Genomic DNA, 14,950 nt, shown 5'->3' on the forward strand with positions numbered 1-14,950 from the left:
GGGACGAAGTTTAAGGAAGATTTTATAGGCTGGATCACCCGCAGGTTTCACGCCTTAGTGATCGCGCTTGCTGCCGAAGGTGTAGCCGGTCTCGACCGTCTTCTTGCCGAACTTGTCGCGCAGCTTGTCCATCGCCGCTTCGGCAGCCGCTCGCCGCCCTGATTGCTGGTCGATGAGATCGGGCGGATCGGCGCGGCCGGCATCGCCGAGATCGGTGACGCCGATGCCAAGCAAGCGGAATTTCGTGCCGTCCGTTTCCTTTTCGAGAAGTTCGAGCCCGGTGCGGAAGATCCTGTCGGCAAGTTGGGTCGGGTCTTCGAGCTTGCGGTTGCGGGTGCGCGATTTGAAATCGGCGGTCTTCATCTTCAGGACGACGGTATGGCCGGCAATGCCGTTTTTCTTCAGCCGCCAGGACACCTTTTCGGAAAGGTTGCGCAGGATCGGCACCAGATCGTCGTAGCGCGAGGTGTCGTCGAAGAAGGTCGTCTCGGCCGATACGCTCTTGGCGGCATCATTGAGATGCACCTCGCGGTCGTCGATGCCGCGCGACAGCCGTGCGAGCCGCTGGCCGATGCTGCCGTAGCGGCGCATCAGGTCGTTTTCCTCCATCTGCTGCAACTGGCTGATGGTGCGGATGCCGTCCGCCTCCAGCGTCGCCGCAAAGGCCTTGCCGACGCCCCAGATCGTGGTGACGGGACGCGGTGCCAGGAACTCGACCGCTTCCTCGCGGCCGATGACCGAAAAGCCGCGTGGCTTCTGCAGATCGGAGGCGACCTTGGCGAGAAATTTGCAATAGGAAAGCCCAACCGAAACGGTGATGCCGATCTCCCTTTCGATGCGACGGGCGAATTTGGCGAGCGTGCGTGCCGGCGGATCGTGATGCAGCCTCTCGGTGCCGCCGAGTTCCAGGAAGGCCTCGTCGATCGACAGTGGCTGCACCAGTGGCGTCAGATCCTGCATCATGGCGCGCACCTGCCGTCCGACCCGGACATATTTCTCCATGTCGGGACGGATGACGATCGCTTGAGGGCATGCTTCCAGCGCCTTGAACATCGGCATGGCCGACCGCACGCCATGGATACGGGCGATATAGCAGGCGGTGGAGACGACGCCGCGTTTGCCGCCGCCGATAATGACAGGCTTGTCGGCAAGCTCGGGATTGTCGCGTTTCTCGACGGCTGCGTAGAAGGCGTCGCAGTCGATATGGGCGAGCGTCAGCGCGTAGAGTTCGCGATGGCGCACGAGGCGCGGGCTGCCGCAGGAAACGCAACGGCGCGCCTCGCCCTTCTGCTCGGCAAGGCAGTCGCGACAGAAGCCGGGTGTCTTGTCAGGCGTGGGCGTCATCATGGGAACAAAGATTGAACATTGTGAGGTTACGCCTTAAGCTTCCGAGTCACAAGATAGGGTGGAAGCTTTGCCTTTGGATAACGATCTTCGTTTCGAGCCGGTAACGCCAGAACGCTGGGATGACTTCGAAATCGTGTTCGGGCCACAGGGTGGCTTCTATAACTGCTGGTGCGTCGCGTTGCGCCTGCCACATGCGGTGAGGACCAAGATGGCGGCCAACGAGCGCAAGGCGCATATGCGGGAGCGGATCAAGGCGGGTCCGCCGCCTGGCATCCTCTGTTATGCCGACGGCGCGCCGGTCGCCTGGGTGCAGGTCGGGCCGCGCCACGACGTGTCGCAGTTCAATTCGCCGCGCACCGTCTCGCGGCCGCTGGAGGAGAGCGATGCGCATGATCCATCCATCTGGGCCGTCAGTTGCTTCTTCCTGCTGCCCAAACTGCGCGGCAAGGGAATGAGCCACCGTCTGCTCGCCGGCGCGATCGACCATGCGCGGCGCCAGGGAGCGCGGCTGCTCGAAGCCTGTCCGATCGATCATGTGAAGCAGTCGAAATCCGTGACGCTCTGCATCGGCTCGACGGCGATCTTCGATGCCGCCGGTTTCGAGACGATAGCACGGCGCAAGGACGGCCGGCCGCTCATGCGGCTGGAACTGCGTGCGTGAAGGTGCCGGAAAGAAAATGCGCCTCGATCAGCTCGGCCGCATGCGTCCAGTCGGTGGCGCGGGTGATCTCGTCGGCAACCGCCGGTGCGAAACGATGGACGGGCGAGTTCGGCATCAGGTGAATCAGCAGGCAATCGGCGACGTGATCCCTAACGGAATGCAGATTGCGCGCCATATCATCAATGAAGACGACGGGAAGGGAGCGGCTGGCATGCAATGCGTGAACGATCGGCCCCTTGGGTTGTTCGGTGGCAAGCAGCGGAAAGACGAGGCCCATCCTGTCCAGCAGGCGTCGGCGCTGGTCCTGGAACCGCGGCTGCATGGCTGTCAGGAAAAGCACATCGGCCTCTTCCGAAAGTCGGTCGAGCGTTTCGACCACGCGGTCGAGCGGCGTCTGCCACAGCTCTTGGGCCTCGAAGAATTCCTCGATCAGCCGGCTGACCTCTTGATCCTCGATCTCCACGCCGTCCGCTTGCGAGACGATGTTGCCGTGAAGCCGGAACGATCGCGGCAGAAACGCGTGGCCCTGGCTCTGAAGGAAAAGCTGGAAGGGACCGATGAACTGCAGCACGACGTCGTCGACGTCGCAGACGATCAACGGCCGTTCGCCGAGGCGGATATGCGAGATGTCGAATTCCCCGGAGGTCACGGTCAGTATTCTCCGGAATCGAGGCCCGGTGACGAGAAATGCCGCCAGGCGGCGGTCACCGTCTCCGGGCTGATCCCGCTCGCCGCGCAGAAGGCCATCGCCGTCGGTTCGTGGTTCATCAGGAAATCCATCAGGCCGGCGAGGAATCCGGGATCGTTGACGGCGTTGCGCACCTGGCCGGGCGCTACACCCGTGAGGGAAAGAAAGCGGCCGAACATGTCGGGATCGTCGGCAAGCCAGCCGAGCACGGCGATCGCTGTCTCGTGCGGGTCGGCGGCCTGTTGTTTCGAAGTCTTGAAGTTGCTTTGCATTTCGCTGGGTAAGTTACCTTTTCTTCAACCAAATACCGGTAGCGTGCGCTATCGGTTTCACGAGCTATTTGTCCGCATGTGCCTTTCTCATGGGACGAACCGCTGCGCGAACGGACGTAGGGACAGCTTGTCATGCCCAAACAGGTGATGATTGTAGAAGATAACGAGCTCAACATGAAGCTCTTTCGCGACCTCATCGAGGCGTCCGGTTATACGACGATCCAGACCAGAAACGGTATGGAGGCGCTCGATCTGGCGCGCAAGCATCGCCCCGACCTCATCCTGATGGATATTCAGCTTCCCGAAGTCTCCGGCCTCGAAGTCACGAAATGGCTGAAGGAAGACGACGAGTTGCACGTGATTCCCGTCATCGCCGTTACGGCTTTCGCGATGAAGGGCGACGAGGAGCGGATCCGCCAGGGCGGCTGCGAGGCCTATGTTTCCAAGCCGATCTCGGTTCCGAAATTCATCGAGACGATCAAGACCTATCTGGGCGATGCCTGACGCATCGGAAAGACGCTGATGACTGCGCGAATACTGGTGGTTGACGATATTCCGGCCAACGTGAAGCTGCTCGAAGCGCGGCTGCTTGCGGAGTATTTCGACGTGATGACCGCAGCCGACGGCTACACGGCACTGGCGATCTGCGAGCGCAACCAGGTCGATCTCATCCTGCTCGACATCATGATGCCCGGCATAGACGGTTTCGAGGTCTGCGAGCGGCTGAAGGCCAGCCAGAAGACCGCCCATATTCCAGTCGTCATGGTCACCGCGCTCGACCAGCCGACCGATCGCGTGCGCGGCCTGAAGGCCGGCGCTGACGATTTTCTCGCCAAGCCGGTCAACGATCTGCAACTGATCTCCCGGGTGAAGAGCCTGCTGCGGCTGAAGACGTTGAGCGATGAGCTGCGCATCCGCGCCGACACCGCCCATACGATGGGCATTGACGACCTCACACGGGCAGGCGAGGGCCGCGCCGACGAAACCGCACAAGTGTTGCTCGTCGACGGCCGCGCCAATTCGCAGGAGCGCATCATCAAGGCGCTGAAGCCCGTCGCCGACGTGCTTGCCCTTTCCGATCCGCAGGCCGCCCTCTTCGAGGCGGCCGAAAGCGCGTTCGATCTCGTCATCGTTAACGCCAACTTCGACGATTACGATCCGCTTCGCCTCTGCTCGCAGCTGCGTTCGCTGGAGCGCACCCGCTTTCTGCCGATCCTGATTATCACCGAGCAGGGCGCTGACGAAATGGTCGTGCGCGCGCTGGATCTCGGCGTCAACGACTACATCATCCGCCCGGTCGATCCCAACGAACTGGTTGCCCGCAGCCTGACGCAGATCCGCCGTAAGCGTTACAACGACCGGCTGCGCGCCAGCGTCAAGCAGACGATCGAGCTTGCCGTGACCGATGCGCTGACCGGCCTTTATAACCGGCGCTATCTCGACAACCACCTGAACGTGCTCTTCAACCGTTCGATGGCGCGGGGCCGGCCGCTTTCGGTGCTGATCACCGATATCGACCGCTTCAAGCACGTGAACGACACCTACGGCCATGATGGCGGCGACGAAGTGCTGCGGGAATTTTCAAATCGCGTCCGTTCGACCATCCGCGGCGCCGATCTCGCCTGCCGCTACGGTGGTGAAGAATTCGTCGTCGTGATGCCCGACACCTCGCCGGAAATTGCCGCCGCCGTCGCCGAGCGCCTTCGTGCGGCAATCGAAAACGCTCCCTTCATGCTGAAACACGCCGGGGAAGCACTGAACGTCACTGCTTCCTTCGGCATCGCCTCGCGCATTACGTCGGTGCTGACCCCGGACCAACTGATGAAACAGGCGGATCTGGCCCTTTACGAGGCAAAGAATACCGGCCGCAACCGCGTGGTCGCCGCGGCCGCGTGACGAATCATTTGCCGCCATTAGGCGCCATTTGCGGGTTTTCCACTGCGGTAAGCGAATTGTTACCGATTTTTAATCTCCGCCTGTGCACTGCGGGGCGAAAAAATTGCAGCCCAATAGCCCAAAATTGGACTCGCCGCGTTGCCGCGGATGTGTTGCCGCGCGATAGTCTTGAGAGCGGCAGGCCGTAGCTCAATATGAAATGAAGACTATAAAAAATGCCTATCGCCGACGGGGTCAAATAGATTGCGGCGGCGTCACCTCACGTAAGGGGAAGGGTGGCGTAAGTTATTAAGTTATATTGTCGAATTTCTTGGAAAGAGCAGGCGCTACGCTTCGATCCAAAGCAGAGGCGACAAATCTTTGTATGTCCCAAATCTGGACTTTTAACCATAGAATCAAGATGAGAAAATTCATCATTAAGAATTTGTTGATTTTCTTTCATTTTTGCGCAAATTATCGCTCATAAGAGAAGCGCTCCCGTTGAGGAGTTGTCGATACCCCATGATGCTCAGGTCCGCCGCATCTCCTGGGTCGTGGGGTCGGTCGGCTAGTAGGCAAGTTATAGCGGTTCCTCGTGCCGTTTTGCATGCTGGCCGACCCCCTTTCACGAAAACGCCGCCACTTCCCGAAGATGGAAGGGCGGCGTTTTGTCTGTTTGCGCTATCATTTTTTAAAGACGATTAATCCGGGCAATAAAAAACGCGCAACCCGAAGGCGCGCGCTTTTTTGAAATCCGTCAGGCCAAGTGATTACTTGATCTTGGTTTCCTTGAACTCGACATGCTTCTTCGCAACCGGGTCGTACTTCGTCTTCGTCATCTTGTCCGTCATCGTGCGGCTGTTCTTCGTGGTGACGTAGAAGAAACCGGTGTCAGCCGTCGACAGCAGCTTGATCTTGATTGTTGTAGCCTTGGCCATGGTCGTCCTGCCTCTAAGAAAATGAAAGCCGTGGAAGCCGGATGGGCTCCACGGCAAATCCTGGCGCGAAACTACGAATCCCGCCCGAAAAGTCAAGCCCGTTTTCGAATGAACATCAGTCTGATGCCGGAAAGTAGGGCGTAAAGACCGAAGAAAGCCGCAATCGCCCAGGCAAAACCGTTATTTCCAGCGACATCGATCGCTGCGCCGATCGCCTGCGGCCCGGCCACGGTTCCCATCGCATAACAGAAGACAAAGGCAGCATTGGCCGCAGCAAGATCGGAGCCCGTCAGCCGCGAGCCGAGATGGCTGAGGCCGACCGTATAGAGGCCTGAGACGCAGCCGCCCCAGAAAAGCAGGAGCCCGGCCATCAGCAGCCAGTTGTCGAGCAACAGCGGCAACATCATCGAGCCGATGAAGCCCATCAGCGCCATGCCGGCCAGAAGCGGCCGCTTGTCGGCGATGCGGTCGGAAAGCAGGCCGAGCGGGATCTGAAAGATGACGTTGCCGACGCCCATCATGGTGAGCAGAAGTGCTGCCTGCGATTCGGTGAAATGGGCGCGCACGGCAAAGATCGGAAAAAGCGACAGCCCACCGGCTTCGACCGCGCCGAAGATGAAGACCGCCGCCGTCGCAGTCGGCACCAGGAAAACGTAGCGCATGAAATGCAGCTCCGGTTTTTCCTCGAGCACCGGGCTTTCGTCGCGGGCGATGTAGATCGGGATGGCGGCAAGCAGGATGGCGCCGGCGCCGATCAGGAAGGGGAAGATGCCGTCGCTGCCGAGGATCGAAAACAGCAGCGGTCCGGCCGCGAAGCCAAGGGAAAGCACCGTCGCATAGATGCCGAGTACGAAGCCGCGCTTGGAAGGCGGCGAAGCGGCGTTGATCCAGAATTCGGAGAGGATGAACAGCGTCGTCGTCGCGCCGTGGAAGGCGAAACGCAGCGGAAACCACATCCAGAAATCCTGGGCGTAATAGAAACCAAGCGCGCTCAGCGCCGAAATCAGCACAGCCCAGATCATCGTCGGCGCAACGCCGTATTTATGGGCGAGCTTGGTGGTGATCGGTGCGGCGGCCATCGCCGCGACCCCGGCCATCGCCGTGTTGAGCCCGATCAGGGTGGACGAGATACCGCGTTTTTCGAGGATGATGCTGAGGAGGGGCAGACCGAGGCCGATTGCTATGCCAACGGCTGAGATGGACGAGATGGCTGCCACCAGAGAAGGCCAATGGATTTCTTCGACATCGCCCGGTGTGCCGGTTCTCGGCTGAGACATTTATCCATCCTTAGAGAGGTGCGCGAACGAATCGACCGATCCCGTCAGATAGATAGACACGGACGTGCCAAATCCAGGTGACGGATGCCGCTTCGCAGTATTTCCGATGTGAGTGACCATCTGCGGAATGTAAAGCCCGTTCGGGCAAGAAATGCTTACCATGTCAGGTCTTGAGGATCGTCGGCTCCCGCATTTGGGTGGTGGTCGGTGGAGGGCTGGCACTACACGTTAAATATGTCTGGAAGGTGAAGGCGCTAATTCGGCCGGCCGGGGATGTCATAATCGTCCGGACCGTCACTCTCGCCACCGAAGCCGTGCATGCGCAGCGCCCATTGCAGGCCGATGACGCCGCCCTTGATCGGCTGGATCGAGGCAAGCGCGGTGATGACGGTGATCGGCGCCCAGATGGCGAGATGCACCCAGACCGGCAGCACGAAAGTTAGGTCGGTCAGCATATAGCCGCCGACCACGACGTGGCCGAGGACCAGGATGACGATATAGGGCGGCAGGTCGTCGGCGCGTTGGTGATGCATCGCCTCGCCGCAGGCCGCGCAATGATCGGCCGGCTTCAGGAAGGCACGAAAGAGCTTGCCGTTGCCGCAGGCCGGGCAGCGGTTCATCAGCCCGCGCATGATGGAGCGCCCAAGCGGACGCTCGACCTCGGGCGTATCGCCGTAGCGGACGGCCGGATCGGTCGGTGTGCTCATCGCATGTTCCTCTTCGGATCTAAAACATGTCGCGCAAACTGTGCAGCGGTTTCGCGATAACGACACGCGTAAAAACAAGGACCTACAGCGCGGGGGAGCCAATCTGAAAGATTGCGACGCGCTTTAGTGCCGTCCGCGCGGCGGCCTCGTTCCGGGCTTCTTACGAACCTGGCCCCTGTCGCGGCGCCCCGCCTTGTGGAAGGAACGCACCGCAGCCGGCATTTCTCGGCCCTCGCTAATCATCTCGAAACGCAGTGCACCGGCAAGCGGGATCGCTTCGGCAAGTTTCACGGTGACGCTATCGCCCAGGCGATAGCCGAGCCCTGTTCGTTCACCCGAGAGTGCCTGATGCGCCTCGTCATAGATGAAATAATCGCTGCCGAGCGTAGATATAGGGACGAAACCGTCGGCGCCATAGTCCGGCAGGGAAACAAAAAGTCCCGATTTTGTCACGCCCGAGACCCGCCCGGCAAATTCCTCACCGACACGGCCGCTGAGGTGATGCGCGATCAGCCGGTCAACGGTCTCTCGCTCGGCTGCCATAGCCCGGCGCTCGAAGGTCGAGATTTCGGCGGCGATATCGTCGAGTGCCGCCTCTTCTTCGGGCGTGATGCCGCCTTCGCCGAAGCCGAGCGAGCCGACAAGGGCTCGATGGACGATGAGGTCGGCATAGCGGCGGATCGGCGAGGTGAAGTGGGCGTATTTCATCAGGTTGAGGCCGAAATGGCCGATATTCTCCGGGCCGTAGATCGCCTGGCTCTGCGAACGCAGCACCATCTCGCTCACCATGGTCTGATGCGGCGTGCCGTCCGCCTTCGCCAGAATGCCGTTGAAGTTGTTGGCGCGCATGTTGCCGCCCTTGGCAAGCGAGATGCCGAGCGTGGCCAGGAACTCGCGCAGGATCTCCTGCTTGGCAAGCGTCGGGCCGTCATGGATACGGTAGATCAGCGGCTGACGCTTCTTTTCCAAGGTCTCGGCGGCGCAGACGTTCGCCTGAATCATCATCTCTTCGATCAGCTTATGCGCATCGAGGCGTGGCGGCACGACAACCCGGTCGACCGTGCCATCGGGCTTCAACAGGATCTTGCGCTCCGGCATATCGAGTTCCAGCGGCTGGCGCCGGTCGCGCCCGCGCTTCATCACCTCATAGGCGTGCCAGAGCGGCTTCAGGATCGGCTCGAGCATCGGTCCGGTCTGATCGTCCGGTTTCCCGTCGATGGCTGCCTGCGCCTGCTGGTAGGAGAGCTTGGCGGCACTCTTCATCATGATGCGATGGAAAGTATGGCCGATCTTGCGGCCTTCCCCGGAAAAGCTCATGCGCACGGCGAGCGCCAGACGGTCGACGCCTTCCTTCAGCGAGCAGAGATCGTTGGAGATGCGCTCCGGCAGCATCGGCACGACGCGATCCGGGAAATAGACCGAGTTGCCGCGCTTCAGCGCCTCGCGGTCGAGCGGTGAATTGGGGCGGACATACCAGGAGACGTCGGCAATCGCCACAGTGACGATGACGCCGCCGGGATTGTCGGGCGAGGGGTCGAGCTCGGCATAGACGGCGTCGTCATGGTCCTTGGCATCGGCCGGGTCGATGGTGATCAGCGGCACGTCGCGCCAATCCTCCCGATGCGACATGGTCGCAGCCTTTGCGGCCTCCGCTTCGGCGATGACGGCCGGCGGGAAGACATGCGGGATGCCGTGCGCATGGATCGCGATCATCGAGATCGCCTTTTCCGAACCGACGGAACCGACGACGGAAAGCACCTTGGCGCGCGGCAGGCCGAAACGGCCGAGACGGGCGATTTCGACTTCGACCAGGTCGCCGTCCGTGGCGCCGCCGGTGAAGTCGGGATCGATCACCATCTCCTCGCCGCGCCGTTCGATCGGCAGCAGCCGGCCGCCGCCGCCGGGTGCAGTGCGGAAAACGCCCATCGAGGCGCCGCGGCGCCTGTCGATCACCTTGATGATCCGCGCCGTATAGGCCGGCCCGCCGCGATCGACAGCCGGGAAGATCTTCGCCAGGATGCGGTCGCCGAGCCCGGCGACGGGCGCCTTGCCCTTGCCCTGGCGGCCTGCCGGCGATTGCTGGCGGATGGAAACGGCGGGTGCCACGCCCTGGTCCTCCGGCCATTCCGCCGGCCGGCCGATCAGATCGCCGTCCTTGTCGCGCGTGGTGATATCGAGGACGATGACAGGCGGCAGCGCACCGGGCCGGATCAGCGACTTGCGGTTCTTCTGCAGCATGCCTTCCTGCTCGAGCTCCTGCAGCATGTGCTTGAGCTCAACGCGGTTGTCGCCCTTCAGGCCGAAAGCCTTGGCGAGTTCACGCTTGGACGCTTTCTGCGGATGATCGGCGATGAAGCGCAGGATCACCTCGCGCGAAGGCAGCGCGCCGTGGACGATGTTCAGCGGCTCGACGGCGGGAGCATCCTTGCCGGCGCGGCCGGTCTTGCCCGGGCGCTTGCCCGCAGGGTTCGTTCTCTCGCGCGGTATTCTGCTCACGTCAGCCCTTTTTCGATTTCGCGGGCGCTTTCGCCTTCGTTGTCTTCGGCTTGGCAGCCGTCTTGGTGCTCTTGGCTTCGGCGGCGGCCGCCTTCGGCTTGGCTTTCGCCTTGGCCGCCTTGCCCGCAGGGGCCTTGCCGGCCTTCTCGGCGATCAGCGCAAGCGCCTCCTCGACGGTGATCGCCTGGGGATCCTTGCCCTTCGGCAGTGTAGCGTTGACCTTGCCCCAATTGACATAAGGGCCGTACTTGCCGTCGCGAACGGTGATGGCGCCGCCATCAGGATGATCGCCGAGCGTCTTCAGCGCTGCCGGCGTGCCGCGCGCACCCCGGCCCGGGGCCTGTTTCGCCTTTTCGGCGATAACAGTCACGGCGCGGTTGAGGCCGACCGAGAAAACGTCCTCGACGGTTTCCAGATTGGCATAGGAGCCGTCATGCAGGAGGAACGGCCCATAGCGGCCGATGCCGGACGAGATCATCTTGCCCGATTCGGGATGTTTGCCGATATCGCGCGGCAGCGAGATCAGCGCCATCGCCTTTTCATAATCGATGTCCTCGGGCTTCCAGCCCTTCGGCAGCGAAGCGCGCTTGGCTTCCTTGCCGTCGCCGCGCTGGATATAGGGGCCGAAGCGGCCGGAACGCAGCGTCAGCTCCTCGCCTGTCGTCGGATCGGTGCCGAGGTTCTTCGGCTCGTTGAGTGCCGCACCGTCCGCTTCTCCGCCGTTTTCGGAAGAGAGCTGGCGGGTGTAGTTGCAGTCCGGATAGTTCGAGCAGCCGACGAAGGCGCCGTATTTGCCGAGCTTCAGCGACAGGTTGCCGGTGCCGCAGACCTGACAGATGCGCGGATCGCTACCGTCCTCCCGTTTCGGGAAGACGAGGGGTGCCAGCGCCTCGTTCAGCGAATCGAGCACGTTGGTGACGCGCAGTTCCTTGGTGTCCTCGATCTGGGCGAAGAAATCCTTCCAGAAATCGCGCAGCACCTGCTTCCAGTTCAGCTCGCCGGCGGAAATCCGGTCAAGCTTCTCTTCGAGATCGGCGGTGAAGTCGTATTCGACATATTTGGTGAAGAAGCTCTCGAGGAAAGCGGTCACCAGCCGGCCCTTGGCCTGCGGGATCAGCTTGCGCTTGTCGATCGTCACATAGTCGCGGTCGCGCAGTGTCGCGAGCGTCGCGGCATAGGTGGAGGGGCGGCCGATGCCGAGCTCTTCCATCTTCTTGATCAGCGAGGCTTCCGAATAGCGCGGCGGCGGTTCGGTGAAATGCTGCGTCGAATTGATCTTCTGCTTGGCGAGCGCCTCGCGCGCATTGATCTCCGGCAGGCGGCCATCCTCGTCGCCGTCGTCGCTCTGCTCGCCATCTTCCTTCTGGTCGGTATAGGCGGCGATGAAACCATCGAAGCGGATGACCGAACCGACGGCGCGCAGACCGGCCTTCTCGCCCTTGTTGTCGGCGGTGATTTCAGCCGTCGTGCGCTCGATCTCGGCCGACGCCATTTGGCTGGCGATGCCGCGTTTCCAGATCAGCTCGTAGAGCCGGATCTGGTCGGCATCGAGGAATTTGCGCACACGGTCGGGCGAACGATAGAAATCAGTCGGTCGGATCGCCTCGTGCGCCTCCTGGGCGTTCTTCGCCTTGGTCGAGTAGAAGCGCGGCTTTTCCGGCATATAGCGCTCGCCGAACTGGTCGACGATGGCGCTGCGCGCCGCGTCGATCGCCTCGGGCGCCATCTGCACGCCGTCGGTTCGCATATAGGTGATGAGACCGACCGTCTCGCCGCCGATATCGACGCCCTCATAGAGCTTCTGGGCAACCTGCATGGTGCGCGAGGCCGAGAAGCCGAGGTTGGAGGAGGCGGCCTGTTGCAGCGTCGAGGTCGTGAAGGGCGGTCCGGGATTACGCTTGACCGGCTTCGCCTCGACTGAGTCGACGACGTAGCTCGCACCTTCGAGCAATGCCTTCAGCCGGCCGGCATCTTCGCCGTTGCCGATTGCGCGCGGCTGCAGCCGTTTGCCGTTCGCCGAAACCAGCCTCGCCTCGAACTCGTCGCCGCGCGGCGTCTTCAGCAGCGCCGAGATGTTCCAGTATTCTTCCGAGATGAAGCGCTCGATCTCGGATTCGCGGTCGCAAACGAGGCGCAGTGCCACCGACTGGACGCGGCCGGCCGAACGCGCGCCGGGCAGCTTGCGCCAGAGAACCGGTGAAAGGTTGAAGCCGACGAGGTAGTCGAGTGCGCGCCGAGCGAGATAAGCGTCGACCAGAGGCACATCGAGATCGCGTGGCGCAGCCATCGCGTCGAGCACTGCCTTTTTGGTGATCGCGTTGAAGACGACGCGCTTGACCGACTTGCCGGTGAGCGCGCGCTTCTTGTTCAGCATGTCGAGAACATGCCAGGAAATCGCTTCGCCTTCGCGATCCGGGTCGGTCGCGAGAATGAGGCCGTCCGAGGATTTCAACGCGTCGGCAATGTCCTTCATGCGCTTGGCGGAGGCGCTGTCGACCTCCCAAAGCATTTCGAAGTCCTGATCAGGAAGAACTGAGCCGTCCTTGGCAGGCAGATCGCGCACATGGCCGAAGGAGGCGAGCACTTTGTATCCCGGACCCAGATACTTATTGATCGTCTTGGCCTTGGCAGGCGATTCCACCACTACAACATTCATGATGATTCTCTAAAAAGGAAACGACGCCAGCGTTGAAGCCAGCGCGACACACACCGCAACATGGATATCGGCCCTCCGACATGGACAGGGAAATCGCCGCGGTCAAGGGGTTTGCTACAATTTTACCTCTTGCGTCTGCTGCAGCCGAAGGGAGAGTTCTTGGAAAATACAATTCCAGATTGGTTGCAGAAGGTCGTCGACTCAGGGTTCGGCAATTAGCAAAGCCGCCGCCTCATGTGTACCCAGGTTCAATCGGAAAGCGAGACGAGGCCACCCTGATGCCGGTGCAGCCTGCCTGATATATCGAGTTCCAGAAGGATGAGATAGACCGCGGATGCCGACAGGCCGGTATGGCGGATGACGTCGTCGACCTCGACCGGCGTCGGCCCAAGTGCATCGATGATGCTGTTTCGATCGGAATCGCCGGGTGGCACCGACATTGCCTTGCCGTCAGGCGCCGGATCCTCCGCCATCGATGACGGGAACAGCTCGAATTGCGCAAGCGGCGCCAGGGCCTCGATGACATCGTCGGGTGCGGTGACGATCGAAGCGCCGTCCTTCAGCAGGCCGTTGGTGCCATGGCAGCGCGGATCGAGCGGCGAGCCGGGCACGGCAAACACCAGGCGGCCGAACTCGCCGGCAAGCCGCGCCGTGATCAGCGAGCCCGAACGCGTCGCCGCTTCAATGACGACGAGGCCGAGTCCGATGCCGGCGATCAGCCGGTTTCGGCGTGGGAAGTCGCGGGCGCGGGGTTCCCAGCCGAAGGGCATCTCGCTCACCGCCAGGCCATTGCCACCGGTTATCTCTTCGAGCAGGCCGATATTCTCCGGCGGGTAGGGCTGGTCGAGACCGCCGGCGAGTGCTGCGATCGTGCCCGTGTCAAGGCTTGCCCGTTGGGCAGCGGTGTCTATGCCGCGTGCCAGGCCGGAGACCACGGTGTAACCCGCCCGGCCGCAGTCACGCGCCACCATCGCTGCGAATTTCGCGCCTGCGATCGAGGCGTTGCGCGAGCCGACGATACCGACGGCCGGTCGTTTGGCAGCGGCCAGCGCGCCCTTGACGGCCAGAAGCGGCGGCGCGCCGTCGATCTGCTTCAGCGCTTGCGGATAGTCCGGTTCACCGATGCCGACGAAGCGGGCGCCGAAGCGACGCGCCGCCTCCAGCTCCCGATGCGCTTCGGCCTCGCTGGCGATGCGGATTGCCCGCGTGGCGCCGCCGCGCGCCGAAAGCTCCGGCAGTGCGGCAAGTGCTGCCTCGGCCGAACCGAAATGATTGATGAGGTCACGAAAGGTGGCAGGGCCGATATTGTCGGAACGGATGAGACGCAGCCAGGCAATTCTTTGCCGTTCGGTCAGCACGACGCCTTTTGGTCCGGCGCTCAGCGTATCCATTATCCCTTTGCCCCGATCTTGCTTTCCGTCCCGCCCATCAGGCGCGAAATATTCGCCTTGTGCTTCCAGTAGGAGATGAGGGTCATGATCGCCATGACAGCCGCAACCTTTTCATTGCCCAATATCCACAGGGCAACTGGAATGACAAGCATGGCAACCAGCGCCGAAAGCGAGGAGTAGCGGGTGGTGAAGGCGACCGCCAGCCAGACGGCGGCGAAGAGCACGACCATGATCGGCGCGACGCCGAGCAGGGTGCCGATATAGGTGGCGACACCTTTGCCGCCCTTGAAGCCGATCCAGACCGGGAAAAGATGGCCGATAAAGGCGAAGAAGCCGGCGATGATCGCGGCCTCCTCACCGAGGAAATAGCCGACGACCCAGGCCGCGGCCGATGCCTTCAGCGCATCGAGCAGCAGCGTCGCCGCGGCGAGCGTTCGGTTTCCTGTTCTCAGCACATTGGTCGCGCCGATATTGCCGGAGCCGATGCTGCGCACGTCGCCGAGGCCGGCGGCGCGCGTGAGGATCAGTCCGAACGGGATCGAGCCGAAGAGATAACCGATAACGGCGGCGGCAAGCGCGATCGGCAGCGTGATCTGCCATGACATGAGATTGGATAACATATGTCCCCTCAGCCTCTCCGTG

At 62.0% G+C, this 14,950-nt stretch carries 13 protein-coding genes; 3 read left to right on the forward strand and 10 right to left on the reverse strand.

The window, feature by feature from the left end:
- Positions 1 to 54 precede the first annotated feature (54 nt).
- Positions 55 to 1,344, reverse strand: a complete 1,290-nt coding sequence (locus G9X67_RS19885; protein WP_171599507.1) for a DNA polymerase IV — start codon at positions 1,342 to 1,344, stop codon at positions 55 to 57.
- A 76-nt stretch (positions 1,345 to 1,420) separates the two neighbouring features.
- Here G9X67_RS19885 and G9X67_RS19890 point away from each other — a divergent pair, with 76 nt between their 5' ends.
- Complete coding sequence (locus G9X67_RS19890) at positions 1,421 to 2,008, forward strand: GNAT family N-acetyltransferase (RefSeq protein WP_138328239.1); 588 nt, start codon at positions 1,421 to 1,423, stop codon at positions 2,006 to 2,008.
- Here G9X67_RS19890 and G9X67_RS19895 read toward each other — a convergent pair.
- Together G9X67_RS19895 and G9X67_RS19900 are read right to left on the reverse strand one after the other, a co-directional pair.
- Positions 1,983 to 2,657, reverse strand: a complete 675-nt coding sequence (locus G9X67_RS19895; protein ID WP_138328238.1) for a hypothetical protein — start codon at positions 2,655 to 2,657, stop codon at positions 1,983 to 1,985. The two genes, G9X67_RS19890 and G9X67_RS19895, sit on opposite strands and share 26 nt — an antisense overlap.
- Before the next feature lie 2 nt (positions 2,658 to 2,659).
- Positions 2,660 to 2,968 (reverse strand): DUF3572 domain-containing protein, encoded by a 309-nt coding sequence (locus G9X67_RS19900; protein WP_138387543.1) that lies wholly within the window; start codon positions 2,966 to 2,968, stop codon positions 2,660 to 2,662.
- 132 nt (positions 2,969 to 3,100) lie between these two features.
- Between G9X67_RS19900 and G9X67_RS19905 the strand changes: the two genes are divergently transcribed.
- A complete protein-coding gene (locus tag G9X67_RS19905) occupies positions 3,101 to 3,472 on the forward strand; it encodes a response regulator (RefSeq protein WP_003547430.1) in 372 nt (123 codons plus the stop codon).
- Positions 3,473 to 3,490: 18 nt separating this feature from the next.
- Entirely contained in the window at positions 3,491 to 4,864 is a 1,374-nt protein-coding gene (locus G9X67_RS19910) for a PleD family two-component system response regulator (RefSeq protein WP_171599456.1), read from the forward strand.
- Between the two features lie 749 nt (positions 4,865 to 5,613).
- On the opposite strand, the gene rpmG is transcribed toward G9X67_RS19910, so the two are convergent.
- From rpmG to plsY, 7 genes are all read right to left on the reverse strand, one after another.
- Positions 5,614 to 5,781 (reverse strand): 50S ribosomal protein L33, encoded by a 168-nt coding sequence (gene rpmG / locus G9X67_RS19915; protein ID WP_003547442.1) that lies wholly within the window; start codon positions 5,779 to 5,781, stop codon positions 5,614 to 5,616.
- Between the two features lie 92 nt (positions 5,782 to 5,873).
- Entirely contained in the window at positions 5,874 to 7,058 is a 1,185-nt protein-coding gene (locus tag G9X67_RS19920) for an MFS transporter (RefSeq protein WP_029872828.1), read from the reverse strand.
- Between the two features lie 254 nt (positions 7,059 to 7,312).
- Complete coding sequence (locus G9X67_RS19925) at positions 7,313 to 7,765, reverse strand: DUF983 domain-containing protein (RefSeq protein WP_138328235.1); 453 nt, start codon at positions 7,763 to 7,765, stop codon at positions 7,313 to 7,315.
- Between the two features lie 123 nt (positions 7,766 to 7,888).
- On the reverse strand, positions 7,889 to 10,261 hold the full coding sequence (gene rnr, locus G9X67_RS19930) for a ribonuclease R (protein ID WP_171599457.1): 2,373 nt from the start codon (positions 10,259 to 10,261) through the stop codon (positions 7,889 to 7,891).
- A 1-nt stretch (position 10,262) separates the two neighbouring features.
- Positions 10,263 to 12,917 (reverse strand): type I DNA topoisomerase, encoded by a 2,655-nt coding sequence (topA, locus tag G9X67_RS19935; protein WP_171599458.1) that lies wholly within the window; start codon positions 12,915 to 12,917, stop codon positions 10,263 to 10,265.
- 248 nt (positions 12,918 to 13,165) lie between these two features.
- Positions 13,166 to 14,308, reverse strand: a complete 1,143-nt coding sequence (dprA, locus tag G9X67_RS19940) for a DNA-processing protein DprA (RefSeq protein WP_171599459.1) — start codon at positions 14,306 to 14,308, stop codon at positions 13,166 to 13,168.
- Entirely contained in the window at positions 14,308 to 14,928 is a 621-nt protein-coding gene (plsY, locus tag G9X67_RS19945; RefSeq protein ID WP_072638785.1) for a glycerol-3-phosphate 1-O-acyltransferase PlsY, read from the reverse strand. The genes dprA and plsY overlap by 1 nt, the downstream gene beginning before the upstream one ends.
- Between the last annotated feature and the right edge of the window lie 22 nt (positions 14,929 to 14,950).

Origin of the sequence: Rhizobium sp. WYCCWR 11152 (assembly GCF_013087615.1) — a bacterium.
Taxonomy (GTDB): domain Bacteria; phylum Pseudomonadota; class Alphaproteobacteria; order Rhizobiales; family Rhizobiaceae; genus Rhizobium; species Rhizobium indicum.

Excerpts from the sequence above, each read along its gene's own strand:
- G9X67_RS19885 (WP_171599507.1), bottom strand. The coding sequence starts at position 1,344 with ATGACGCCCACGCCTGACAAGACACCCGGCTTCTGTCGCGACTGCCTT.
- G9X67_RS19900 (WP_138387543.1), bottom strand. The coding sequence starts at position 2,968 with ATGCAAAGCAACTTCAAGACTTCGAAACAACAGGCCGCCGACCCGCAC.
- G9X67_RS19905 (WP_003547430.1), top strand. The coding sequence starts at position 3,101 with ATGCCCAAACAGGTGATGATTGTAGAAGATAACGAGCTCAACATGAAG.
- G9X67_RS19910 (WP_171599456.1), top strand. The coding sequence starts at position 3,491 with ATGACTGCGCGAATACTGGTGGTTGACGATATTCCGGCCAACGTGAAG.
- rpmG (WP_003547442.1), bottom strand. The coding sequence starts at position 5,781 with ATGGCCAAGGCTACAACAATCAAGATCAAGCTGCTGTCGACGGCTGAC.
- G9X67_RS19920 (WP_029872828.1), bottom strand. The coding sequence starts at position 7,058 with ATGTCTCAGCCGAGAACCGGCACACCGGGCGATGTCGAAGAAATCCAT.
- G9X67_RS19925 (WP_138328235.1), bottom strand. The coding sequence starts at position 7,765 with ATGAGCACACCGACCGATCCGGCCGTCCGCTACGGCGATACGCCCGAG.
- topA (WP_171599458.1), bottom strand. The coding sequence starts at position 12,917 with ATGAATGTTGTAGTGGTGGAATCGCCTGCCAAGGCCAAGACGATCAAT.
- dprA (WP_171599459.1), bottom strand. The coding sequence starts at position 14,308 with ATGGATACGCTGAGCGCCGGACCAAAAGGCGTCGTGCTGACCGAACGG.
- plsY (WP_072638785.1), bottom strand. The coding sequence starts at position 14,928 with ATGTTATCCAATCTCATGTCATGGCAGATCACGCTGCCGATCGCGCTT.